The 24,300-nt window shown below is 45.0% G+C and carries 22 protein-coding genes and 1 pseudogene; 9 read left to right on the top strand and 14 right to left on the bottom strand.

Features of this window, described 5'->3' with window-relative positions; all coding sequences use genetic code 11:
• Positions 1 to 143 precede the first annotated feature (143 nt).
• Both QUB44_RS17610 and QUB44_RS17605 read right to left on the bottom strand, forming a co-directional pair.
• Positions 144 to 698 (bottom strand): annotated as a pseudogene (locus tag QUB44_RS17610) (Uma2 family endonuclease); the annotation flags it as partial.
• Between the two features lie 153 nt (positions 699 to 851).
• Positions 852 to 1,940 (bottom strand): Rho termination factor (modular protein), encoded by a 1,089-nt coding sequence (locus QUB44_RS17605; protein WP_333369622.1) that lies wholly within the window; start codon positions 1,938 to 1,940, stop codon positions 852 to 854.
• A 320-nt stretch (positions 1,941 to 2,260) separates the two neighbouring features.
• Between QUB44_RS17605 and QUB44_RS17600 the strand changes: the two genes are divergently transcribed.
• Positions 2,261 to 2,395 carry a hypothetical protein gene (locus QUB44_RS17600; protein ID WP_333369621.1) on the top strand — a complete coding sequence of 45 codons (135 nt, stop codon included), beginning with the start codon at positions 2,261 to 2,263 and terminating at the stop codon, positions 2,393 to 2,395.
• 134 nt (positions 2,396 to 2,529) lie between these two features.
• On the opposite strand, the gene QUB44_RS17595 is transcribed toward QUB44_RS17600, so the two are convergent.
• The 4 genes from QUB44_RS17595 to QUB44_RS17580 form a co-directional block, all read right to left on the bottom strand.
• Positions 2,530 to 3,237 carry a ParB N-terminal domain-containing protein gene (locus tag QUB44_RS17595; RefSeq protein WP_333369620.1) on the bottom strand — a complete coding sequence of 236 codons (708 nt, stop codon included), beginning with the start codon at positions 3,235 to 3,237 and terminating at the stop codon, positions 2,530 to 2,532.
• Positions 3,237 to 4,739, bottom strand: a complete 1,503-nt coding sequence (locus QUB44_RS17590) for an AAA family ATPase (protein ID WP_333369619.1) — start codon at positions 4,737 to 4,739, stop codon at positions 3,237 to 3,239. Before QUB44_RS17590 ends, QUB44_RS17595 begins: the two co-directional genes overlap by 1 nt.
• A 182-nt stretch (positions 4,740 to 4,921) precedes the next feature.
• The gene (locus QUB44_RS17585; protein ID WP_333369618.1) at positions 4,922 to 5,974 is read right to left on the bottom strand and encodes a fatty acid desaturase; all 1,053 of its coding nucleotides are present in this window, start codon (positions 5,972 to 5,974) and stop codon (positions 4,922 to 4,924) included.
• A 257-nt stretch (positions 5,975 to 6,231) separates the two neighbouring features.
• A complete protein-coding gene (locus tag QUB44_RS17580; RefSeq protein WP_333164289.1) occupies positions 6,232 to 6,438 on the bottom strand; it encodes a hypothetical protein in 207 nt (68 codons plus the stop codon).
• A 195-nt stretch (positions 6,439 to 6,633) separates the two neighbouring features.
• Between QUB44_RS17580 and thrC the strand changes: the two genes are divergently transcribed.
• From thrC to purU, 3 genes are all read left to right on the top strand, one after another.
• Positions 6,634 to 7,770: a threonine synthase gene (thrC, locus tag QUB44_RS17575; protein ID WP_445299903.1), complete on the top strand. Its 1,137-nt coding sequence runs from the start codon at positions 6,634 to 6,636 to the stop codon at positions 7,768 to 7,770.
• Positions 7,771 to 7,890: 120 nt separating this feature from the next.
• A complete protein-coding gene (locus QUB44_RS17570) occupies positions 7,891 to 8,511 on the top strand; it encodes a Uma2 family endonuclease (protein WP_333369617.1) in 621 nt (206 codons plus the stop codon).
• Between the two features lie 113 nt (positions 8,512 to 8,624).
• A complete protein-coding gene (purU, locus tag QUB44_RS17565; protein ID WP_333369616.1) occupies positions 8,625 to 9,479 on the top strand; it encodes a formyltetrahydrofolate deformylase in 855 nt (284 codons plus the stop codon).
• A 137-nt stretch (positions 9,480 to 9,616) separates the two neighbouring features.
• Here purU and QUB44_RS17560 read toward each other — a convergent pair whose 3' ends face one another.
• Together QUB44_RS17560 and QUB44_RS17555 are read right to left on the bottom strand one after the other, a co-directional pair.
• Positions 9,617 to 10,606: a mechanosensitive ion channel family protein gene (locus QUB44_RS17560; protein WP_333369615.1), complete on the bottom strand. Its 990-nt coding sequence runs from the start codon at positions 10,604 to 10,606 to the stop codon at positions 9,617 to 9,619.
• A 415-nt stretch (positions 10,607 to 11,021) separates the two neighbouring features.
• Positions 11,022 to 11,657: a hypothetical protein gene (locus tag QUB44_RS17555; RefSeq protein ID WP_333369614.1), complete on the bottom strand. Its 636-nt coding sequence runs from the start codon at positions 11,655 to 11,657 to the stop codon at positions 11,022 to 11,024.
• A 129-nt stretch (positions 11,658 to 11,786) separates the two neighbouring features.
• Here QUB44_RS17555 and QUB44_RS17550 point away from each other — a divergent pair, with 129 nt between their 5' ends.
• Both QUB44_RS17550 and QUB44_RS17545 read left to right on the top strand, forming a co-directional pair.
• The gene (locus QUB44_RS17550) at positions 11,787 to 12,812 is read left to right on the top strand and encodes a YihY/virulence factor BrkB family protein (protein ID WP_333369613.1); all 1,026 of its coding nucleotides are present in this window, start codon (positions 11,787 to 11,789) and stop codon (positions 12,810 to 12,812) included.
• Between the two features lie 238 nt (positions 12,813 to 13,050).
• Entirely contained in the window at positions 13,051 to 13,713 is a 663-nt protein-coding gene (locus tag QUB44_RS17545; protein ID WP_333369612.1) for a hypothetical protein, read from the top strand.
• Positions 13,714 to 13,804: 91 nt separating this feature from the next.
• Here the strand turns inward: QUB44_RS17545 and QUB44_RS17540 are convergent, their stop codons facing one another.
• From QUB44_RS17540 to QUB44_RS17530, 3 genes are all read right to left on the bottom strand, one after another.
• Positions 13,805 to 14,497: an MAE_28990/MAE_18760 family HEPN-like nuclease gene (locus QUB44_RS17540; protein WP_333369611.1), complete on the bottom strand. Its 693-nt coding sequence runs from the start codon at positions 14,495 to 14,497 to the stop codon at positions 13,805 to 13,807.
• Between the two features lie 111 nt (positions 14,498 to 14,608).
• Complete coding sequence (locus QUB44_RS17535; protein ID WP_333369610.1) at positions 14,609 to 15,142, bottom strand: DUF262 domain-containing protein; 534 nt, start codon at positions 15,140 to 15,142, stop codon at positions 14,609 to 14,611.
• A 203-nt stretch (positions 15,143 to 15,345) separates the two neighbouring features.
• Positions 15,346 to 15,576, bottom strand: coding sequence for a hypothetical protein (locus tag QUB44_RS17530; protein WP_333369609.1), 231 nt, complete (start codon positions 15,574 to 15,576; stop codon positions 15,346 to 15,348).
• A 207-nt stretch (positions 15,577 to 15,783) separates the two neighbouring features.
• Between QUB44_RS17530 and QUB44_RS17525 the strand changes: the two genes are divergently transcribed.
• Together QUB44_RS17525 and QUB44_RS17520 are read left to right on the top strand one after the other, a co-directional pair.
• Entirely contained in the window at positions 15,784 to 15,960 is a 177-nt protein-coding gene (locus tag QUB44_RS17525; RefSeq protein WP_333029546.1) for a ribbon-helix-helix domain-containing protein, read from the top strand.
• 53 nt (positions 15,961 to 16,013) lie between these two features.
• Complete coding sequence (locus tag QUB44_RS17520) at positions 16,014 to 16,190, top strand: ribbon-helix-helix domain-containing protein (RefSeq protein ID WP_096829277.1); 177 nt, start codon at positions 16,014 to 16,016, stop codon at positions 16,188 to 16,190.
• A 118-nt stretch (positions 16,191 to 16,308) separates the two neighbouring features.
• Here the strand turns inward: QUB44_RS17520 and clpB are convergent, their stop codons facing one another.
• Positions 16,309 to 18,924 (bottom strand): ATP-dependent chaperone ClpB, encoded by a 2,616-nt coding sequence (gene clpB / locus QUB44_RS17515; protein WP_333369608.1) that lies wholly within the window; start codon positions 18,922 to 18,924, stop codon positions 16,309 to 16,311.
• Positions 18,925 to 19,335: 411 nt separating this feature from the next.
• Between clpB and QUB44_RS17510 the strand changes: the two genes are divergently transcribed.
• Entirely contained in the window at positions 19,336 to 20,028 is a 693-nt protein-coding gene (locus QUB44_RS17510) for a DUF2259 domain-containing protein (protein ID WP_333164309.1), read from the top strand.
• Between the two features lie 117 nt (positions 20,029 to 20,145).
• On the opposite strand, the gene QUB44_RS17505 is transcribed toward QUB44_RS17510, so the two are convergent.
• Positions 20,146 to 21,897, bottom strand: a complete 1,752-nt coding sequence (locus QUB44_RS17505) for a calcium-binding protein (RefSeq protein WP_333369607.1) — start codon at positions 21,895 to 21,897, stop codon at positions 20,146 to 20,148.
• A gap of 365 nt (positions 21,898 to 22,262) precedes the next feature.
• Positions 22,263 to 23,978, bottom strand: coding sequence for an ATP-binding protein (locus QUB44_RS17500; RefSeq protein WP_333164313.1), 1,716 nt, complete (start codon positions 23,976 to 23,978; stop codon positions 22,263 to 22,265).
• Positions 23,979 to 24,300: the final 322 nt, after the last annotated feature.

Genomic DNA, 24,300 nt, shown 5'->3' with positions numbered 1-24,300 from the left:
GAAGTTTAGAAAATCTTAAGGTTCTGATTTAATTTGCTTAAATGTGGTTAAAGTTAATGATTTTTAAAAGTTTTTTTTAGTTATTTAGTAATGCACAAATTTAGGTGTTTGTCAAATTAATTTAGATGCGTTTACCCTGCACAAATTCCGAGACTCAAATCGAGCTGCTGACTCCGCAGATGCCCGAATTCGTTCGGTGCGATTGCTTCATATTCCCCATCAAGTAAATGAAACCCAGCTAATTCTAAAGTTTCTGGGTCAAACCAAAAGTAGTCGTGAGTGCGAAAAGTATCTTGATAGAGTTGTTTCTTAAAGTTTTTGTCTATATCCGCTGTTTTGGGAGACAGGATTTCTACGATAATATTGGGGTACTTTCCCTCTTCATCCCAAACTACCCAGCTTTTCCGAGTTTTGCGTTCAGTTCCGAGTACCACAAAAAAGTCTGAGCCTCGGAAGTCCTTCGATTTGAGTTGCTTAGAACAGTAATAAAGGGCGAGGTTTCCAGCAGCATAGAAATCATTTCTATCTCGCCATAGCCATTCTAGACAGTTGAGGAGTAGGATTATTTGTCGGAGATGCAGTTCTGTTTCCACCGGAGGTTCGTCACTGTATAAATCGCCTGAAGGAAAGATAACATTTTCCGGTATCTCTTGTTCTGGTATCTCTTGGGTAGTAGCTAATTCTGCGGTTGCGGACATGGCTGCTGGCTGAGGAGTAAGAGGTTGTGTGTCTATTTTAGCAAGCTTTTCATATCTCTGCCGAGGACTGTTCTGAAAGCCCGATCGCGCTTTTTGCAAAAAAATGCGATCGAACACCGAACAATTAGTCTTTAACTACTAGCAATTACCGCTTTATTCGCCGTCAGTGTCCCTGAGAGCGGCCAGAATTTCCGGTCGTTTCATGCGCGCGTAGCCCCGCACTTTCCTGTCTTTGCCGATCGCCTTCAACCGTCTCAGCGAAAGACTTTCGTAGTCTTCTTCTGGGGACGGAAACGGCAACTCCAACTGCAACTGCGGTAACTGAGGTTTCTGCTGTGCTTTCGACTGCTTCTTCGGCTGCGTTTTTGGCTGCTTCTTCGGTTGTGCCTCTGGCTGTATTTCTGAGTGCGTCACTGTGGCTCCCAGTTGGCGGCGGAGCGTTTCAATTTGATTTTTCAGGTCATTTTCTACGTCTTCAATAGCGTCGGAAACAAACTGATTAATTGTTTGGACTGTGCGTTCTAATTTTGTTGACAGTAGTTTTTCCAGTTCATCCAACTGTCTCAAAGCACCTTCTAGATTTCCCTCAGAAATAACAGCCGATGTTGGCGGACGGTTGCTGCTCGATTGTTCAATTTTTTTAGCCATTTTATCTACCTTTTCATGAAATGCTTTTTCCACTTGTTCGAGCAAATGCTTAATCTGTTCTATTTGATTACGCTCAAAGTTCTGCTCAGTGAGAGCTTTTACGTGTTTTTTTAGCAGGTCTTCATTTTTTTTAACAGATTGTTCTATTTGTTTTGTTAGACTATCTACCTTTTTTTGAAATGATAGCTCAAATTGTTGCAGTACAGTCTCAATTTGTGCAGTTTTCTGAGTAGGTTGCGGAGCTAAATGTTCCATTTCTGCTTGAGCAACAGCTACCTCCTCGTCGGTCATTTCAAATACCCAAGCCCACATTTGCTCGATGCCGAGTTCTTTAGCAAGAATACACCAATCTGATCCGCAGACAACTTCATATTCTTCTTCGTTGCTGTAAGCTTCAGTGGGGCGCACAATTAAAGGAATCAAGTTGCTGCCTTGCTCGATCAAACTTCTCCTGATAGCTTCGCGGCGTTCGCGGGGAATCTCCCCCCTGTGAGGCTCTGGTACTGCAATTTGGGAAGTGTAAATCTGGCTGTAACTAATTGGCTTAATTCGCAAATATTCAACTATTCGGTTTTGATCCGACGATCGCTCCATCTTGTTATAAGTCCCCTTTTCTCATTAAAATCTGGTGTTTGGGTGTTTATGTATATTTGCACTTTACAGCCTGCGTTTTAAGTGCAGCAGGACTAACCCAAGAAATCTAATTGTAGGGTGCGAGACAAACACCTTACCCAGACCGTGGTAAGTTAAAGGGTTTCTTGGGCTGAGTCTTCCCAGTCTGCGATCGAACTCGGTTATCTGGGGGAGATATCGCTTTGCTGCTGTACCTGTGCGGCTAGCTGTGCGGTGACAGCCCGATCGGCAAAAGTTACTGCAATTCCTAAAAAAAGCGACTGTGATGAGTTTAACTGCCTGTGGGACACCAACGATACAATGCTTTACTCATCTTTACTTTTTTTGGCGTCAGGGCGATCGGGCTGACGTTGCGAATTACGATCGCAATTGCGATTTATACGAAAGCCAGCTTTAATATCGCCCTTATTCTTTAGTCTCAAGCGAGAGGGACGAAAGTTTGTGTATTGTGTAGGATGGGTTTCAACCGCCGAGTCAGATCGGGTTTTTCAACGTTTGTCGCATGGGCTTTGAGCAATGCCCCAAAAATGCAATTTAGATGGCTGAAAGCTTATAAATATCTTTGCCAATAGTCAATAAGCTTAATCATTGTTTTATCTCCTAACCCTGTAATGCGTTGCACCACACTCTCAAATGAGGTAAATGGCTCCAAATCTCGCTGTTTGATGATTTGTTCTATTATTTGAGATTTGATGCCAGCATTTTTCAAATTTGTCGCCAGTTTAAATTTATCTTGAGTGTTGAGCGCTGACAACAGCGGAACAGGTTTGGGAATGTGGCTTTCAACATCTTTAACCCTCTCTATCAGCGCCTGTTTTTCCCGCGTATACTCGGCTTTCAATTCATTAATTCTGTTTTCCAATCGAGTTTCAATATTGGTCAGCCGCTGTTCAAAGCTGGAGGACTGTTGCGGAACCACAGTTACACTTGGATTCTCAATGATTGCGGTTTTTCTGAGAATTTCAAGTTGTTCTAGGAGAATTCCTTCATTTTCTTCTTCCAGGATGAATGCTCCGATTGTCTCGCCTTTGAGAGCATCTATTTCCTTTGCTCTCGCCGCCGCGTAGTATTCAAAGTCTCCGTCTACTATTTCGTAAGCATCCATACCGTTTCGGCGGACAATTATCGGATTAATCAATCCTCCTGACTCTAAAATGAGTCTCGCTAATTTTTCCAAATCCGGATCTGCAAAATTGGAACGGGGAACTGCGGATGTAATTTTTTTAACTGCAACCAGTGACGGAGATAATTTTTTCATTAGTTTTTACCTATTTTTTCCAAAACTTCGAGTGCTAGCATTTCAAATTCTTGGGATGCGATGGAATCTGGCTTAAAGTCTAGCACTGAAATGGGATCGGCAATTTCCATATTTCCCACGATTTGAAATTGTTCTGCACACTTTGCCAAATCGTCTCTCTCGTAAATTACGCTGTCCATGATTTCAAAGCCGTAGCGTTTGGGAATTGCCTCCCTCCGCTTGGGCAAACTGTACTGTACAAATTTAGCATTAGTTGAGATTTTGCAAGCAAGTACGCCTAAAATTTCTAGAGGTTTCTTGCCAATTTGTTTTTTGAATCCGTTGACTTTTTTAATAAAATCCTTGACATTAATCAGTCCTTGATTGGCAAAAGGTTTTAAGTCAGAAGGAATAATTAAATAATCCGCCGCAATTAGAGCAACTCTAGCATAAAAATTCAAAGATGGCGGCGTATCGATCAGTACAATATCATATTTATCCTGTACTTCTGCTAGTTTTTGAATTAAAATCATTCGGCTGTAATCTAGTTGATTGAGTTCCGTTTCATATTGCATTAAATCAATGTGGGAAGGAATCACATCTATTTCGGGATTGCAAAAATTAGACTTGCGAGCTACTTCTTCGATCGAAAAAAAGTCTTCTGATTGCAAAACTTGAAGAATATTATTATCTTTCAAATCATCTTGTTCTTCATCCTCAAATTTTACTAAACCTGTCGCAAAGGTTGTATTAGCCTGACTGTCTAAGTCGATTACCAAGACTCTCTTACCTTTCTTGCTCAGCGCAGCAGCTAAATTGACTACTGTTGTAGTTTTGCCCACGCCACCTTTGTTATGGTAAACTGCAATAACTTTCATACTATTTTGCCTTTTTTGGGGAACGGTTACATCGGATTTAACTTGAGGCTTAACTGGATTATTTTCAGGTATTTGTTGTGGTTCAGAGATTTGACTTAGCTCAGGTTCTGCGGTTGCGGGATTGTCTGGTTGTACTGGGACTTCGCTAATTAATTCAGGACTAACCAAATTAATTTTACTATCTTCCAGTTCGAGATTATCGGGATTTTTTATTGGTTTTAAAGTATTTCTGCCAATGAAAGCGATAATTTCATCAATTCTATTTTCAAGGTCTTGTCCAGCACACTTAAAGACTAGCTGAATATCATCGGCGACTCTTTCGTAAATTCTAATTTCTTTACCGTTAGTTATGAGTCCGTAGCGGATGCTCAAACTTGTTAAATAGCGAGTTAGTTTTCGCAGGTGGCGGTCTAAATTTTCCTTCGGATGTTTAGCCTCCATGACTACACTCATCGGTGAGTCTGCATCGACGACTATGGGGATAACTTGGGTGGCAAATGAGAGGAAGTCTAGACGAATATTCCCAAATGCTATTTCTTGGTGCCAAGTGTCGGGCGTATAGCCTAGTTTTGGTAGCAGGTAGCTGACAATGAGTTTGCTTTCTACTTCGCTTTCGTTGCGACAGTTATTGGGATTGAAAGTCATTCGATTTTAGATTTTAGATTTTAGATTTTAGATTGGGAATGACTGATTTAATAATGGTACGGATTGTGATATTGACAGTAGGGCGCGCATTCTGCCCCTGACAAAGGCTACGGATTGTAATATCGAAAAACCCGGTTGTGTTTGACAAACCGGGTTTTTCTGGCATTTATCGCGTTTAAAACTTACTTTGTTTTAGCGTTAAATTCCTGCAATGTTTGATAGCCGCCAGCGGGATTGTACAAGTGACAGTTGTCGGCAATCCGCTTCATTAAAGACCAAGAAAATTCTGTTTCGTAGAGATGATCTTGCCAATTTTCCTTTAAGCTGCTGTGGGCGAGGCGCAAATTGTACCAGGGAATAGCAGTCGAAAGGTGGTGGGGAACGTGCACGTTAATGTCGTGGCACAGAAACTCTACCCAGCGGGGATAATCGCAGTGAACTGTTCCCGATAGTTGCGCTTGGGCTTCGTTCCATTCTTCGGGTTCTTGAAAGGAAATGTCTGGTGCTGTGTGGTGGACGATCGTAAAAGTGCTCATCCAGAAATGGTAAACCAGCCAGGGCATCAACCAAAATTTGACAAATCCCCAAATGCCTGTGGTTGCAATTAACATCGGGAATCCGATCGCAGCACCGATTAAAACGACAAAAACTGAAAACCGCACTTGTTCTTGTTTCTGTTGGCCTTTGAAGCGCCACCACATAAAGTGCACTTTTGCCCAGTGGGCGATCGAGCCGATCCACCACATCCGACCGAATATTAAACTATAAGCTATTTGTAAAGGCTTGGACGCGCCAGCGTAGTCTGCTGCTGTCATCGGCTGCCAAGCATTATCTTCGCCAATTTTGTTGGTGTGCTTGTGGTGGTAATTGTGTCCATGCCGCCATGCGTGAAACGGGAAAATTAACGGCAGAAATGCAATATGTCCCACTAAATCGTTTACCCAGCGGCGGTTAGCAAATGACCGATGGCCGCAGTCGTGGCCGATCACAAAAAAACCGGTTAATCCGGTTCCTGTGAAAATCCACATTAGGGGTAGTAGAAACCAAGGAGAGACTGCTATGCCCCAATAACCGACAGCAACGAGCAAAACGTTGACGATTACTTTTGTCCAAGCTTTGCGGGGGTTTTTGACGAATACTTCCCGCGGCAGGGTTTTGAGAATATCTTTGAGGCGCAGGTTGGAGGTGTCACTTGCGGATGTCAAATTTAGTGGTTTTTCGATCGATGCTGTCATAAATTGATTTCGATTCTCCGTATGCCATGACGATGGCTTAACAAAATTAGCGCATAAAAAAGCGCAGTAAAATCTCAGCTCGTTGCCAGCTTGCGGCAGACGAGTTGAGCAGTAGGCAAGCGCGTTTTAGCAAATGCTAGTGATCGCTATCCGCAGTTAGGAATTTCTAGCACTTTGGGCAAAAAACACTGCGGGTAGCAAAACATTCGTTTTTATAACACAGGGCCAGGACAATTAGCATTAGGCGCTGTTGTCTGCTAATTGCTCTTGCTGCCAGAAATCGGGTCGAGAGCCGGCAAGCCAGCGATCGAGCGTTGCTGTTTGAGGCTTTGCACTTCCAGCAGCAAGGATTCGATTTCTGCTTGCAAGTGCAGGAACTTAACTTGCTGATCGGCTTGGTAGGGGCACTTTACCAAATCTACTTTGCGGGCAAAACTGGTCGATAGGCTAGAAGAACTAGCCATTTCGGGGTTGCTCGCGGTCACTTGAGGCCGGGAAAGAGTGGATGAATTATTTGACATTAGTAATTGAGTAGACATATCTACACATTCACACCATTAAGTTACTTTAACCTGAACCGATCGTATTAAACATCAAATTAACCGATCGAGCTAAAATTAGTGTAAATTCTTTGGCCATTGCCTAAAACCATTGACATCGTGACCCTGATTCTACCTGCTACTGACTCTGTTGCTAACTCCGCTGCTAACTCCGCTGCCCGCGCAGCCGAGCCGAAACGCTACGGCTGGCCCGGCTTGATCGAAGCTTATCGCCCCTACCTGCCGGTGACGGAAACCACGCCGGTAGTGACTCTCCAAGAAGGCAATACTCCCTTGATTCCAGCACCTGCGATCGCCTCTCTCATCGGTCGAGACGTGCGCGTCTTGGTGAAATACGACGGCCTCAACCCCACTGGTAGTTTCAAAGACCGGGGGATGACAATGGCGATTTCCAAGGCCAAGGAAGCTGGTGCGGAGGCAGTAATTTGCGCCAGTACCGGCAATACTTCGGCCGCCGCCGCCGCCTACGCCAGACGCGGGGGGATGCGAGCTTTCGTGTTAATTCCCGAAGGTTACGTGGCTTTGGGCAAGCTGGCGCAAGCTTTGCTTTACGGTGCGGAAGTAATTTCGATTGGCGGAAATTTCGATCGCGCCTTAGAAATTGTCCGCGAAATGGCTGTCAATTATCCGGTGACATTGGTCAACTCCGTCAATCCTTACCGCTTGGAAGGCCAGAAAACCGGCGCTTTTGAAGTGGTGGACGCTTTAGGCGACGCCCCCGACTGGCTCTGCATTCCCGTAGGAAATGCGGGAAACATCACAGCATACTGGATGGGTTTTTGTCAATACCACCAAGCCAAAAAATGTTCGCGCTTGCCGCGGATGATGGGATTTCAAGCAGCCGGGGCTGCACCTTTGGTGACGGGACAGCCAGTGGCGAACCCAGAAACCCTGGCGACGGCGATTCGGATCGGGAACCCGGCTAGCTGGAAACAGGCGATCGCAGCTTCCGAAGCCAGCCGTGGCAGTTTTGCCGCAGTCACCGACGCCGAAATTCTCGACGCTTACCGTTTGTTAGCATCACAGGAAGGAATTTTCTGCGAACCGGCGAGTGCAGCTTCTGTGGCCGGTTTGCTGAAGGTAAAAGACCAAGTTCCGACTGGGGCGACGGTAGTTTGCGTGCTAACTGGTAACGGTTTGAAAGACCCGGATACCGCAATTAATCACAGCAACAATCAATTTAAAAGCGGCATTGCTCCGACTTTGGATGCAGTAGCTGGGGCGATGGGATTTTAAAAGAAGGAAGAGGGAACAGGGAAATAGGAAAACTCTTTGTCATCTTCTCTCTCTTCTCTTCCTCTGCGTCCTCTGCGGTTCGTTAAAAAAATTCTTAATTCATCACCAGGAGCAAACAGAATGGTTCAATCACCTGCCAAACTTCTAAGTGTTGATGAATTTATTGCCAACTTTGGCGACAGCGAGCGTTACGAACTAATCGATGGTGAATTAACCGCAATGGAACCAACGGGGCCGCACGAACAAGTATCCGCCTTCCTCGGACGAAAACTCAATGTAGAGATCGATCGTCTGGATCTACCCTACTTTATTCCCCCTCGCTGTCTCATCAAATTATTAGGAACAGCAACAGCGTTTCGCCCCGACGTACTTGTAGTAGATCGAACTCAACTAATTAATGAACCTTTGTGGCAACAAGAACCTGTAATTACATCGGGAAACTCAATTAAACTAATCGCTGAAGTCGTCAGCACCAATTGGCAGAACGATTACGCCCGTAAAGTTGAAGATTACGCACTGCTGGGAGTGCATGAGTATTGGATTGTGGATTATCTGGGCATTGGCGGCAGAGAATATATTGGCAAACCCAAACAGCCGACAATTACGATTTGTATGCTGCGAGAAGATGAGTATCAAAAAAAGTTGTTTCAAAAGAGCGATCGACTGATTTCTTCACTCTTCCCAGACTTGCAGTTAACCGCACAACAAATCTTCGGAGTAAGCAGTATTTTAAATTCCTGATTACCAAACGGCGGTAGTTCGAGTAACAGTAAGCTGCGTAGCGTACACCCTACAGAATAACTTCAACGAGCTTGTATGCTGCGGAGCGTCAATAAAACTTTAGCGATTATACAATGACTAGCCCTACTGCAACCCTGTTAATTTCCTGTCCCGATCGCAAAGGACTTGTCGCCTTACTTGCCAATTTTATCGCCTCCCATAACGGCAATATCATCCATGCAGATCACCATACGGATTTTACCGCCGGATTATTTCTGAGCCGGCTAGAATGGCAATTAGATGATTTTGACTTAACCACCGAACAAATAACACCTGCTTTTAGTGAAATTGCCAAGGACTTACAAGCCAATTGGCAATTGCATTTTTCACATAAAATTCGACGCATCGCAATCTGGGTAAGCCGTCAAGATCACTGTTTATTAGACTTGATTTGGCGACAGCGAGCGCAAGAAATCAGGGGTGAAATCCCCCTGATTATCAGCAACCATGAAAATTTAAAGCCCATTGCCGCACAATACGGTATCGACTTTGAGTATATTCCCATTACTAAAGATAATAAAGCTATTCAAGAAGCACAACAGTTAGAAATCCTTAAAAAATATAAGATTGATTTAGTAGTTTTGGCTAAATATATGCAAATTTTGAGTCAAGACTTTATCAGGAAATTTCCCAATGTGATTAATATTCACCATTCATTTTTACCCGCGTTTGTGGGTGCAAATCCCTACGAAAGGGCTTATGAAAGAGGGGTAAAAATTATAGGTGCAACAGCCCACTATGTTACACCGGATTTAGATGCTGGCCCGATTATCGAACAAGATGTTGTGCGCGTGAGTCACCGCGATGAAGTGTCTGATTTGATTCGCAAAGGTAAAGATTTAGAAAGGGTTGTCTTAGCAAGAGCGGTGCGATATCATTTACAAAATCGTGTTTTAGTTTACGGCAATCGGACTGTGGTTTTTGCTTGAAAATTAGGCATCATATCAATCCTGGTTTGTTACTCCTTTCATAACTCGGTGAGTGATATCAATTCAAGTGGCACGATCGCTGTGCAGCGAATCCCAAAGTTTTCTCAACTTGATATTTTTCATTAATTGTAATGCTGTTAAGATTTTCCGTTGTCGTCTTGTTGCGATCGCCTTTCGACCAATTTTCGCAAAGACCGGTGCATACGACGAGGTTTCGGAACTTTACTTTTGCCCGCAGGCCATCCTTCACGCTGCTGGTAGCGATCGCCATCTGTCTCTTCGGTTTGATCGTGGAACAAGATGTTCCGCGTGGGATAAGGCAAATCGAGGCCGTTTTCCACATATAGCTTTTTTTTAATAGCAGAAATTACCTTGTCGCGCGATCGCAGATCGTCAATTCGGCGCGGCGGAGCAATCCACCACCGAACGCGGATATTGACGGTACTTTCTGCTAACTCCATCGCCAGCACATCGGGTTCAGGAGCTTTCAAAACCTCCTTCAGGCTGTACAGTGCTTCCAGGATTAACTGCTTGGCGTGGTCAATATCGTCGCCGTAACCAATACTAATATCGTATTCCATGCGGCGTTTATCGAAAGCAGTATTCACTGTCACCGTATTCGTAAACAACTCGGCATTAGGAATGACAATCCGCCGACCATCATAGGTTTCGATTGTTGTAGCGCGCGTCTCAATATTTTCTACCGTTCCCTCAAAGTTTTTAAACACAATTTGGTCATCGATTCTGAACGGTTCCGTCAAAAGAATTAGAATACCGGCTAAGAAGTTTTGCAAGATATCGCGAAAGGCAAAACCAATCGCCACCCCGCTAATTCCCAGCAGTTGCACCAAATCGCCAGCTTTCAATGTGGGAATTATAATCGAAAGAGAAATAAATAGACCAACTAGAACGATCGTACCCTGCGCTAACCGTCCTAACACCAGCCCCAAATTTCGAGCTTGGTGGTGCTTGCGGGTAACTCGCCTGACCACTCTCTTAATTTGCCGACCCACAAAGTAAAAAATTGCAAAGACAATTAACGCCAGCACAATATTAGGGAGCATGATCAGAAAGCCGTCGATCATGCTCTGAATCTTTTTCCAGACTATGGATATCTCTGCCTTCATGAAGTTTCCTCCCGCATCAGTCGTTGTCGATAGTAGTAGAATTTAGCTCGATTAAGTTCTATCTAAAGACTGTAGGTTGGTAGGACGCGAGGAAGATTTTTTTGTCGTCCTCAAAATTTTGAATGCGGATTATAGGTTGGGATCTAGTGCAATTACATCAATTAGTAGATTATCCGTAGATGCGGAATAATATCAACTCAGCCCTTCATCGGAATTATTCATCTCTCTTCCCTTCCTCTGTATCCTCTGCGTCATCTGTGGTTTAATCATTCCGATATAACCGGAATTGAATATCATAAAGAAGCTGAGAAATTAATGCCGCTTAATTGCAGGAAAAGCAAAAACAACCTATCGGTGACTAAATCCCACCTGCGAAGGGGACTCGCCATGCCGACAATTCCTGAATTTTTAACTCCTAATTCCCAAAGGGCGGTAGATCGAGTAACTGATTTTTAGAAGGTGGAAGCTGGGCGGGATTTTTACCTGTTTGGGCGGAAGTTTGGCGTATTTCCAGAGCAGTTTCGCCTGGATTTGTAGTGCGAGTAGGTACTATCTCTAAAGAATATACTGTCTCGGTTTTTGCAGGAGCGGGATTTTGGGCTTTCGTGAGCAAGTCAACGGCATCTCCGAGGGCGCTAGTTAAATTTTTGCTAGTTTCGGCGTGACGGGCTTCTTCTTGTTTGAGGGCTTGAGTCAGTTGTTTAACTTGTTCGATCGCCCGATCGCGCTCTTGAAGAACTTCTGCTAACTTAGCTTTAAGTTCGCCTACTGTTTGCAGTTGTTCGACTTCCTGCTGGCGAGCAACCCCAGCATCGTCGCCTTCGGACACAATTGGAGAAAAATTTTGTAATTGCTGTATTTGTGCTTCCAGAGAAGCGATGCTTTGCTGAGTTAATTTAGCATCATTCCGCCGCTGCTCAGCTTCGGTATTGTAGAGTTGGCGCCACTGAACCGCACTTTCACCGGCCTCATCTCGATCGCGCGAAACTTCTGTTAACTGCTGTTGCAGCCGCTTGATTTCATCTAACCACTGTCTGACATCCTGAGCCATAATATTGATTTTAGATTTTAGATTTTAGATTTTAGATTGGGGAATTGGGAATTGGCAATTGCGAGTTGATAATGGCTTAATTAATTAACGACTTGTGTACCTCATCTTTCACCCCATTGCCTGTCCGCTATGAACATTTTTTACTGGTTGCGCTACCTGATTTTAGCTTTGTTTAAGGCATTTTTGAGGCTGCTTCGAGCTCTCAAACGGAAATTTGGGGGTTTTTGGCGGTTTTGTCGGTGTTTGACTTGGGGCACGCTCAAGGAAGTCGGCGCGAAGGCGGGAGAACAGCGCTTGCCGGGGCTGTCTGCGGAAATGGCCTACAATTCTATGCTGGCGCTGTTTCCGGGGCTGTTGGCTATCTTATCTGCGATCGCTCTCTTTGAACCTTTGCAGTCAACACTGTATCAAATCGCCCGTCTTTTGGGCGAAGTTATACCCGATAACGTTCGGAACTTGATTGGTGGGTTAATCAAAGAAATTCTGTTAACTCGCAGTAAAGGGCTGTTTTCGGTGAGCTTTCTTGGGGCGATTTGGGCATTTTCTGGAGTAATGAGCGCGGCGATGGCTGCACTCGATCGCATCCATGACATCCCCAGCGCTCGAACTCGACCATTTTGGAAAGCAAAACTTATTTCTCTGGCGCTAAGTGTCGGCACAATTATACTATTGATTCTGGCATCGGGAGTAGTATTTGTCAGCGACTTAATTGTACAAGCTATTGCCCGCCAGAGTTGCCTGCTGGAGTCCGTCGCCCATTGCGATTTAAAAGATGTTCAAAATTGCTTGCTGCTCGCCAGAACTTGCCCTTTGGAATCGCAACTGTTAGGTGTTTGGCGGTTGTGGCGGTGGCCGATTTCTTTGGGAATTGTATCACTGGCTTTTGCCTTTGTTTACCGCTACGGGCCTAGCCGCCGTCAACCAGATATTCCTATTTTGTCGGGAGCTGTTTTTGCTGCTATTTTGTGGGCGCTGTTTTCAGCTTTATTTCGGTGTTATGTTTTGCATTGGGGCAATTACAGTTGGGCTTACGGCACGATCGGAACTTTTATTGTGTTGCTGCTGTGGCTCGATATTTCTTCTTTGGTGATGCTGATCGGCGCTCAGTTGAATGTGACAGTGGGAAAGGCAATGAAACAATCAAAATTAAAATAAATAGTTAATTTTTAATTGTTAATTCTTATTTGTTATTTGCCGGATGCTGGCTTACCGACGGAGTAAAGTGCTGAGGATACCCGCAACAAAAGACAACAAAATCAGTATCCAGATAACACCACCGGGAATGGATGTCAATATCCCAACACCTCTGAGAATCCAAACTAGGAGGGTGAGGCCCAGGATAGTCAAAAAGATGCGGGTAGATAGTCGCATTTGAAATCTAGGAGAATTAGTCATGTTGAATGTTAAAGTTTTGTCTGGATCAATGATAGCTGCTTTGCTGGCGATCGGCAGTTACCTCACCTTAATTTCAGTTCCGGGTTCCGCTGTTGCACCTGGGGGTGCAAATAAGCTGGGCGAAACGGCAAAAACTGCTCAAAAAACACCTTCTGCAAGTTTAACAATTTCCGATCGCACAATTGGAGCGGCGAAGGTGGGGATGACTTTCGGAGGATTGAAAAAAGCTCTGGGTTCCACGGCGCAGTTTAAGGTAGAGTCTCCTTTTATGGTAGACTTTGATTCTGTGGCAGTTAGTCGATCGGGAAAAGTGCAATATCGGATTATTTATGCTGCGGGTACAAAGCTGAAAGATTCGGATGTCATTGAACTTTTGATGACTGAAAATGTTAATTATAAAACAGTTCAGGGCGTCGGGCCGGGAATGACGTTGAAACAAGCTGAGGCTATTTACGGCAAAGCTACTTTATCTTATAATGTTGATAATGAAATGAGAGAAGGGGTTGTATTTGCCAAGCAACCCACTAGAAACATTATGTTTGTTCCCAAGGCTGAAGGGAAACAATTTGCGGGAGTTTATGGCGCTGGTAAAGGGGGATTCTATCAGACTAATAAGTATCAGCCGAATGCTGTAATTAAGTCTGTGATGGTGCGGCAGTAGCCTTCGCATCATCCCCAGAAACCGGGTTTCTTCCGAGATATCTCGCCACCCAACCTAAATTATCAGAGAAACCCGGTTTCTTAGCCTAAAATTAAGGATTACCTGTAGTTACTTCTAAATACTCTTGATTGTCAAGATAAATTTTAATATTCTGCAGTATTTGACGTAGATACTCTATGACTTCCTCCTTCATTTCTAATAGTTCCTCAATAGCCTGATCTTGCCCCACTTCCTCAAAAGACTTAATCCCATGCGCCAAATCATTCCTGTTGCTTTTAACAACTACAAGATTTTGCCAGTTCTTGGTCTTAGTAAAGTCTGTTTGATATGAAAAACCATATTTTTCTGCTATTTCTTTAATCAACCTAGCATCCACATTTCCTGAAAACAGTTCCTCGCGCTCAAATGTAGCTGTGATGATATCTGTAGAGATTTGATTGATTGTTAAATGAATTTTCTGAGGAGAACGGTTTTTCAGATTTTGGAGGACAATCACTTTGATTTTGGGTTTTAGTCGGTCAAAGGAGATTCCTTTATTTTTGAACTCCTGGAATATGGCTTCTATCGCATTTCGCATAGTGGATTCCACTAAGTTATACAGTAACAAAAAACCATTGGCTCTCAGAGTTTTTGCTAACTCAGGATCGAGACTTTGTATTTTGTATGTGCCAGCAGGATCGAATACAGCTAACTTCGTTGTCTGTTTTTCCAAGCTCTCCAGAAAAATGAAGTAATCATCCACATCTTTAGCGCGTGTATTAAAGTCGAAGAGTACAGTTTCCATGATTATCCTAGCCGTCGATCGCAGACATATTCAATACACACAACATTTTTTTGATTTCTCACACTAATACCAGAGATTTTTGGCTCTATTTCAAATGTATTTACTTTGCTATTAAAATGATTGTAGCCGCTCAAATAAATCTCTTCTGAATTCCTCATTTGCAGTTTTGCTTAGTTGGATTACCCGAAGTGTAGTTCGATTGAAATGCCTCTGACGAGGCATGAGTAAATCACTAAACTTAAATCCATTCAAATGCTCTAATTTTTTCAGTCCACTTAAGGTTAATTCGTTGTTGACAAATCTGGTTAGAGTACGAATGCGTTCTGCACCGTCTACGATCTCTAAACGTGATTCATCATTTTCATCATCACCGAGATCGGCAACGAATAGATAAGGTATTGGTAGCCCCAAAATTACAGATTCGATAAACTTTGATTGCCTTGCTTCATCCCAAGTCATTTCACGTTGGTAGTCAGGAATAAACAACTTATTAGTATCATCGTCAATTCCTTCCATATATTTTTGAACGAGTATTTCGACGGGATACTGTTTGGTGTCGTAATTAATTTGCTGTCGCTTGTCGCGAATTTCCATTTCAGCAGCATCTTTGTCTTGAATCGTAATTTCTTCTAGTTTCGATCGCATATTTTTAAGTAACAAGAAAGTGTTGTGGATATGATAATTTTACCACAGCCCAAGGTTGATAAAGTCGTGTTCGGAGAATTTCAGTCTTGAGGCTACCCCAGTGTAAATTCTGATTTGGCTGAGAGGGTACGGACGATCGCACTTATCAAAAAAAGTGCGATCGCCCAAATTGAATCAACTCAAAACAGCCGGAAAATTACAGTTTATAACCCGCTGGCGAGGGAATTGATAGAGCTGCCCAACGCCGATAAACGGTTGCTGTCCTCGCTTAAATCGAACACAACCTCAAACTTAACGTGGGGTATAGTTTGACGCAAAAACTGAAAATGCCCGTCTGCATCTGAACGACTGCGGAAGCGGGCGACAATCATCCATTGATGAGAAGGTAACAAACGGGCGATCGCCCAACAGTGCAAGCGGTCTTTATAAGTCATAATTGAATACACTCCATTGATATTTTTGGAGCCAGAGCCAGCCCGGAACCTTGGACAGTGAGGGGCTGGCTTCTGACGTTTTAAGGCCTGAGCCTTATATACACTAATAGCATAATTTGATGCCATTGACATCAAATGACACAAAAATATATCAAATGGTGTTGGAGTGTAAAATTGAAGACAATTGAAGTAAAACCATGCCAGCCCATGCCTTCACGAATGCGAGTCACAGTTACCCTGCCAGAAGACGTTCATCAAGCCTTGTCCGAATGGGCTGAAGAAGAAGATAGAACCCTTGCAAACCTGCTATCCCATGTGGCAGCTAAAGCAGTCAGAGAGCGCCAAGAGCAGAAAAAGGAAGAATCAGAAAGCGATCGCCCTTAAGCGATGACCACGGCGTAAGATGGACTGTGTTGAGATGTTTTGCAGTGCAACCAATGGCTTCACGGGGACGAGTTACCGCATACTTGCCAGAAGAGATTCAAAAAGCTCTCGAAGAATGGGCAGAAGAAGACAGCAGATCCGTCAGCAGTTTGGCAACGTACCTGCTGACGAAATCTGTTCGAGAACGCCAAGAACAGAAAAAAGATAAATCAGAAAGCGATCGCCCTTAAGAACGATCGCCCGCAATCCCATCCGCGTCCATCCGCGTCCATCCGCCTACATCTGCGGTAAAAAAAAAGAACCATCGCCTCAAAAAAATAAGGTGGGCCGCAGCCCACCCTACCCAAATTATTTCGCAGTCACCAACTGAGCCGGCAGCCGCTTAAACGCCAACCTTTCATTCTCGATATCCACAAAAATCGTATCGCCATCAGCAAAATCTCCCCGCAAAATACCCTTCGCCATTTGCGTTTCCAACTCCCGTTGAATTCCCCGCTTCAAAGGCCGCGCACCGTAAACCGGATCGTAACCTATTTCTGCTAAGAAATCGATCGCAGATTCCGACAATTTCAGAGACATCTTGCGATCGGCTAACCGTTTTTCCAAGCGCTTGACTTGCAACAGCACAATCTGCCGCAGTTCTGCCTTACTCAAACCGTGGAAGATAATCATCTCATCAATCCGGTTCAAGAATTCTGGGCGGAAAGTTCCCCGCATCGCTTCCATCACCCGACTCCGCATTTGTTCGTTATCTCCTGCCACATCTAAGATGTATTGAGAGCCGACATTCGATGTCATAATAATCACAGAATTCTTAAAGTCTACCGTGTGACCTTGAGCATCGGTAACGCGGCCGTCATCCAGAATTTGCAGCATGATGTTGAAGACATCCGGGTGCGCTTTCTCGATTTCATCGAATAGAATCACGGAGTAAGGGCGGCGGCGCACAGCCTCAGTTAATTGTCCACCTTCGTCGTAGCCAACGTATCCCGGAGGCGCACCAATTAACCGCGAAACCGCGTGTTTCTCCATGTATTCCGACATATCAATTCGCACGATCGCTTCTTCGGTGTCGAACAGATAAGACGCTAATGCTTTGGCTAATTCGGTTTTGCCAACACCCGTGGGGCCGAGGAAGATAAAACTCGCAACCGGACGATTGGGATCTGCTAAACCTGCGCGCGATCGCTGAATTGCATCTGCAACAGCCGTCACCGCTTCATCCTGTCCAATTACCCGCTTGTGCAATTCATCTTCCAAGTGCAGAAGTTTCTGCATTTCCGATTCAACCAACTTGCTAATCGGAATTCCCGTCCACTTGGAAATAATCTCGGCAATGTCAGCTTCCGTGACTTCTTCCCGCAGCAGAGTTTTACCTGTGGTTTGAGTGGCTGAAAGTTGAGCTTCTGCTTCTTGCAATTGTTTTTGCAATTCAGTTAACTTGCTATATTTCAACTCAGCAGCGCGGTTCAGGTCATATTTTAATTCAGCTTGCTGAATTTCAATATTCACCTTATCAATCTGTTCTTTAATCTTTTGAATGCTGCCGATGACACCTTTTTCCGATTGCCACTGGGCATTCAAAGCGCTTTGCTGTTCTTTGAGGTTTGCTAAGTCTTTTTCCAGTCTTTCCAAGCGTTCGATCGAAGCAACGTTACTTTCTTTTTGCAGCGACAGTCTTTCCATTTCTAGCTGCAAAATCCTGCGATCAATTTCGTCTAGTTCTTCTGGCTTGGAGGTAATCTCCATTTTGAGTTTAGCGGCTGCTTCGTCCACTAAGTCAATGGCTTTGTCTGGAAGGAAGCGATCGCTAATATATCGAGTAGACAAAGTAGCCGCCGCCACCAGGGCGCTGTCAGAAATTTTCACGCCGTGGTGAACTTCGTAGCGTTCTTTCAAGCCCCGCAAAATCGAGACAGTATCTTCAACTGTCGGTTGGTCAACATAAACTTGCTGGAAGCGGCGTTCTAGTGCCGCATCTTTTTCGAGGTACTTGCGGTATTCGTCGAGAGTTGTAGCGCCGATACAGCGCAATTCTCCCCTCGCTAACATGGGTTTAAGTAAGTTGCCGGCATCCATCGAGCCTTGAGTTGCGCCAGCACCGACAACGGTGTGAATTTCATCGATAAATAAGATGACTTTGCCGTTGCTGTCGGTAACTTCTTTGAGCACCGCTTTCAAGCGTTCTTCAAATTCTCCCCGGAATTTGGCACCCGCAATTAACGCGCCCATATCTAAGCTAATTAATTGTCTGTCTTTGAGAGATTGTGGCACATCTCCGGTGATAATTCGCTGGGCGAGTCCTTCGGCGATCGCAGTTTTGCCGACTCCCGGTTCCCCAATCAATACCGGATTATTCTTGGTGCGACGGCTCAAAATTTGAATCGTGCGGCGGATTTCGTCATCCCGTCCGATTACCGGATCGAGTTTGCCTTGACGCGCGGCTTCAGTCAAATCTCGGCCGTATTTTTCCAGCGCTTCGTATTTGCCTTCTGGATTTTGATCGGTCACTTTGTTCTTCCCCCGGACTTGGGTAATGATATCTTTGAGCTTGGCTTCATCTAGTTTAAATTCTTGTAGTAAATTTTTGCCGAAGCGATCGTCCTTAACGTAACCTAGTATCAAATGCTCGATCGAAATAAATTCATCGCCGTACTCTTTGCGATAAGTTTCGGCGCGATCGAGCAAAGTGTCGAGAGAACGACCTAGATAAACGTTGCCGCCGCTTCCAGTGATTTTGGGCTGACGACTGATAAACTCGTCAGTGCGATCGCGCAATTTTGCTACAGAAACTCCCGCTTTGTTAAACAAGCTGCTAGCAAGTCCCGATTCTTGTTCCAGCAAAGCTTTCATCAAATGTTCGCTTTCTAGCTGCTGCTGCTGACCTGCTTTGACGATTTCGGGGGTGCGGGCGAGGGCTTCCCAGGCTTTTTCGGTAAATTGGTTTGGATTATTTGGTTGCATAAATTTTAATTCCCTGCATTAAAAATGATGACTGCTGTAGAGGCAATTACTTAATTCCCCGTACAATTGTCATTGTAGGCAGTTGCGGAGGGGGGGGCGGATCGGTGTTCCCCTATCTTGAGATAGGTATTTCCGTCCTGTGTAGCAGTCTCTCGCAAGGAAAAGCAAACTATCGCCCCTAAAAGTTGGACTCTTGGATAAGAGCAACTCTCACATTAAAAATGCTTTCTAGTGCCACTTGAAAAAACGGCACCTTCTTAAACAGTCTCCTGCTGCGGAAAATGGAGAAACACTCATGTAAATAGGAGAGAGGACTTGAGAAGCGCCACAGTCCTATAGCTAAACCCAAAGCGTTATTGTTTTACTCATCAATAACAGCCGCTATAACTCTCACACATGGAAAATATAGCTATGAAAATTTTACCTTTAATTTCGTTAGGTATTATAGCAAGTGCCGCGATCGCACTAGCCCCTGAAGCTTTGGCAAGTACCTGGCGTGCCGCACACCGGATGTCGGGTTTTTCCGCCGACAGCAATTACTACTTGTATTTAGAAAGTTCCAGAGATACAGGAGCGGGAATTCCCAAAGCAAAATTGCAAATTGTCCAAGTTGCTGCAAATTCCTGCATCAGAAATGGGTGTATCGAAACTAAATATGGCGAACCCGACTCCAATAAAAGCACTAAAATGGCAGAAGATGACTTGCTTAAAAAAAGTTGGAATAACAGGCAAACTTTGAAGTTAACTCCTCCTCAAGCTGGAACTAAACTGAACATTATTTCTCGTACTCCCGGAGCCAATGGAAGCGAGACAGTTGCCGTCAAACTCAATACAGCAAAGCCTTTACAAATTCGCCTGGAACAGCGGCAAAAAAATGCTTCTGCTGGCAAAGAAAGCGCGGCAATGCGTCTTGTAATTAATCATAACGGTCGGCAGCGTGTCCTCGGAACGCTGAACAATTTTCAAGATTGGGTGTTCTCTTATTCAATCCGAGAAGTTCGTTTGTCTCCGAATGGGCGCAATGTCGTTGTCCTGGTGGACAAGACAGAACGCACTTTTGAAGGAGTCTTGAAAACTACTTTTGTACAAGGCTTTGTTCTTTAGACTTGCTATATTCCCAGGTTAAAACCTGGGAATTATCAAAACTTACAGTGATTATTGGCCAATTTTAATCATGTTCCCTGAGCAAAAGTGATTTCAAAAATGACCACTTTACTATCTCTAAACCGAGATGAAATCTTCAGAACCGATGAGATTGGGAGCAACACCTATCAAAGAAGCTAAAACTTCACCGCTGCTGGCTACTGTAATTAATGTGCCGTCAGTTCCCGGCGAAATTGATAGCTGTCCGAACGTCAAGCCATTGATTAATTGCACGGTATCTTGAGACTTAGCGAAATCAGCGATCGTATCAACTCCCAATCCGACACCTAAAACAAAAACATCGTTGCCCCCACCGCCGACTAGAATATCGTTTCCTAAACCGCCGTTGAGGGTGTCAAAACCTTTGCCACCATTCAGGACATCGCTGCCGTCGCCCCCGACAAGCATATCGTTGCCTCGTAAACCCATAAGTACGTCATTCCCTTCCACACCGTTGATGATGTCGTTGCCGCTGGTGCCAAACAGGTTGTCGTTGCCGCTAGTGCCGTTGATGTTGTTATCAGGAGGGTTATTGCCTGGAGTGTTGCCGATGTCAGAAACAAAGACATCGCGGGTATTGTTAGTATCCCCCGGCACGAGGTTGGAAGAATTTGAATTAAACGCTACTCTCCGCCCATCTGCTGAGATGGAGGGGTAGAAGGAGGCATTGTTTCCCTGATTGCCTGCTGCATCTACTGACACACGGGTGGTGGTATTGGTGAGCGTGTCTCGCACGAAGATGTCGGAGGCATTGTTCGTATCCCCCGACACAAAGTTGCTGGCACCTGAATAAAAGGCCACAAAGCGCCCGTTGGCAGAAATGGACGCGTTGGAAGAGTCGCCGTTCGCCTGATTGCCTGCTGAATCTACTGACACACGGGTGGTGGTATTGGTGAGCGTGTCCCGCACGAAGATGTCATAGGTTTCGTTAGTATCCCCCGGCACGAGGTTGGAGGCATCAGATCTAAACGCTACAAACCTCCCGTCGCCTGAAATAGAGGGATTGTAGGACTCCCCGTTCCCCTGATTGCCTGCTGAATCTACTGACACACGGGTGGTGGTATTGGTAAGCGTGTCCCGCACAAAGATGTCAGGGCTATAGTTAGTATCCCCCGGCACAAGGTTGGAAGAATATGATTGAAACGCCACAAACCTCCCGTCGGATGAGATGGAGGAGTTTTGAGACCCGCTGCGTCTAAAGTCGTCGTAGCGTGTTAATGGGTCTACGGAGGTATTGTTCCCCTGATTTCCTGCTGAGTCTACAGAGACGCGGGTGGTGCTATTGGTGAGCGTGTCCCGCACGAAGATGTCGTAGGTTTCGTTAGTATCCCCCGGCACGAGATAGGAGTCCTTTGACTCAAATGCCACAAACTGTCCGTCGGCTGAGATGGAAGGGTTGATGGAGCCATAGTACGTCTGATCGTCCGCCTGATTGCCTTCTGAGTCTACAGAGAGGCGGGTGGTGGTATTGGTGAGCGTGTCCCGCACGAAGATGTCAGAGTTAGCGTTAGTATCCCCCGGCACGAGGTTGGTGGCAACAGACCAAAATGCCACGAACCGCCCGTCGGCTGAAATAGAGGGGTCAAAGGAGTCCTCGTTCGCCTGATTGCCTGCTGAGTCAACAGAGACACGGGTGGTGGTATTGGCTAGCGTGTCCCGCACAAAGACATCCTCGCTAGCGTTAGTGTCCCCCGGCACGAGGTTGGATGCTGGAGATTCAAACGCCACAAACCGCCCGTCGGGCGAAATGGAAGCAGAGGAAAAGATGCCCAATGGCCCTCGATTGCCCTGATTGCCTGCTGAGTCCACTGAGACGCGAGTAATATTCATAAGCCCTGATATTTCAATAGTCCGAACTGTTTTTATTTCGTAGTCTGGAACCCTGGGTTTTCCCTTGTTAGCTCGATCGCCTTAAAGCCTTGAAACCCTTATTCTACGACTGGTAATCAAAAACTATCCGAAGTATTAATATTTAAGAGTAGAACTTTGGAGATGGGTTTTGCGATCGCACGGCAATTGAGGCTATTTACACTTTATGCCCTCATCGCCTTGGCGGTTGCTATATCAATACATTTTAAAATTTCCCTCTTCCTTCCTCCCTCTTTCTTTTTCCTTGAATATCTGCCTCCTGACTATTGACGAATGCTCAATAATTAATCCGTGTATCCGTTTCAAAATCAATATTTTGCCTGACTTTATGCTTGCATCACCACCCGTTCCGGGAGACTGACAATAAAAGTTGAACCCTTACCATCCTCGCTTTCAACGCTAATTTCGCCGCCGAGAATTTGACACAAACGCTGGCTAATTGTCAATCCCAAACCCGTGCCTCCGTACTTGCGGGTAGTCGAAGCATCAGCTTGGGTAAAAGGTTTGAATATCTGCTCTAATTGCTCGTCCGTCATGCCGATTCCGGTGTCGCTGACTCGAAACATTAAAACTTGAGAAGTGTAGCTTGAACCCGATTGAAAATCATTATTTTTATTTTGTTTGGTCGGTCTTGATTTTTCAATTTTCATTCTTTCCACGCCGATAGTAATGACGCCTTTTTCGGTAAACTTGGCAGCATTGCTGAGCAAATTGAGCAGAATTTGCCGCACTTTCGGTTGATCGGCGTACATTGTGCCGAGTTCGCCTTTGGTTTTCAGTGCTAAAGAATTGCCTTTTTTTTCTACTAGCGGTTGAGCCGTAGTCATCACTTCTTCAATCATGGTCGCCACGTCGAAGTTTTCCAAATAAAGGGTGACGTGACCTGCTTCTATTTTGGAAATGTCGAGAATGTCGCTAATCATATCTAACAGGTGTTTGCCTGCGGTTTGAATTTTTTCTAAGTCTGGGAGAAAGTCTTCTGAACCGGAATCTTGAGCATCTTCTTGCAGCATTTCGCTGTAGTTAATGATGGCGTTGAGGGGGGTGCGTAGTTCGTGGCTCATGTTGGCGAGAAATGCACTTTTGGAGCGGTTGGCAGCTTCGGCGGCTACTTTTGCTTCGTGCAATTCTTCGGTGTATTCAGCTACTCTTTGGATCAGTTCGTTGAGGGAGATTGCTAGCATTCCCACTTCGTCGGAAGTAGTGACGGGTACTTGCAGGTCAAAGTTAGATTCTTCTGTCACTCGCTGAGCGATGAGGGTGGTGGCTTCTAAGGAGCGAGCGATCGCCCCGCTGGTGTATGCTGCTAGAATTGCTGCGATCGCACCTGATATCAAGAGAGAGCAAACGAGAATGAGAGTTCCGAGTTTTTCGGCATTTTCGTAGGTTCTCAATGCCTCATCTGCTTTCTCGCGAAAGTTGGCGGCCAGTTGGGCTGAATCCTCGGAAAACTGTTTGAGTTTCAAAGCAGTTTCGCCAGCCACAAAATTGTTCAAGTTCTGCCCCAAAGCCTGCTGCTGCTTCGGATTCAAAGCAGATAATTTGGCAGCAGCCAACAATTTTTGTACTTGTTGAAAGTATGATTCTACGGTTTTGCCGTTGACTTGAGCGAACTGTTGAAGCTGTTGGTAGTCTTTGGCAACCTCGGGATTCTTCGTAGGCGACGAGGTTTGCAGTTGTTCGAGGATGCCGCTCATCTGAGCAACGCGAGTCAGGAATTCCGAGCGTTGGCTATCGAAAATTTGCGGTTTGGCCGTCAGACTCGCCAGCTCTTGCTGCTGAATTCTGACTTCCTGCACCGTGTTGTTGAGGTTTGTCAGGATTTCCGCTTTATCTCGGTCGAGCGCTAGTTTTTCTCTAACTTGCTGCTTGTGATAGGATTCTACTCCCCGTCCCGCCACAGCACCCAAAACGGCAATACCAATGACCAATGCGTATCCGCAGCCGATTTTCTGCCTGATACCCAAGCGGCCCAACAGACTTTTCAACCCTATTTGAGGACGGTTCTGCAGTTGATTTTTCAAAGCTAAGGTTAAAGACATGGGCAATGTACTCGTCACCTTTGAGAGGCACCATCTATATTCTAATTGATGCCTGTCTGAGGGTAAATAAAGTTCTGGCTTCAAGCCCGCTTTCGGCAGTTATTGGGCCTTTGCAGGGTTCCACAGCTCGATCGGCTTGACAGTTTGGAGGAGTTATGCGTAACAAATTATAGCAGAAGGAAGAAGAAAGAAGGAAGAAACAGTCAAAGGGAGCATTTCAGTAATTAAGAACCTGCTCACCGTCGGGCGTGGTTGCGATATTGTGAGTGGCGAGTTATAAGTTGCAAGTTATGAGTTAGATTTCTAATTCATAACTCTACTC

It is taken from the genome of Microcoleus sp. AT3-D2 (assembly GCF_036705715.1).
Classification (GTDB): domain Bacteria; phylum Cyanobacteriota; class Cyanobacteriia; order Cyanobacteriales; family Microcoleaceae; genus Microcoleus.
The sequence above is the reverse complement of the archived record's forward strand: the minus strand, read 5'-3'. Positions and strand labels throughout refer to the sequence as shown.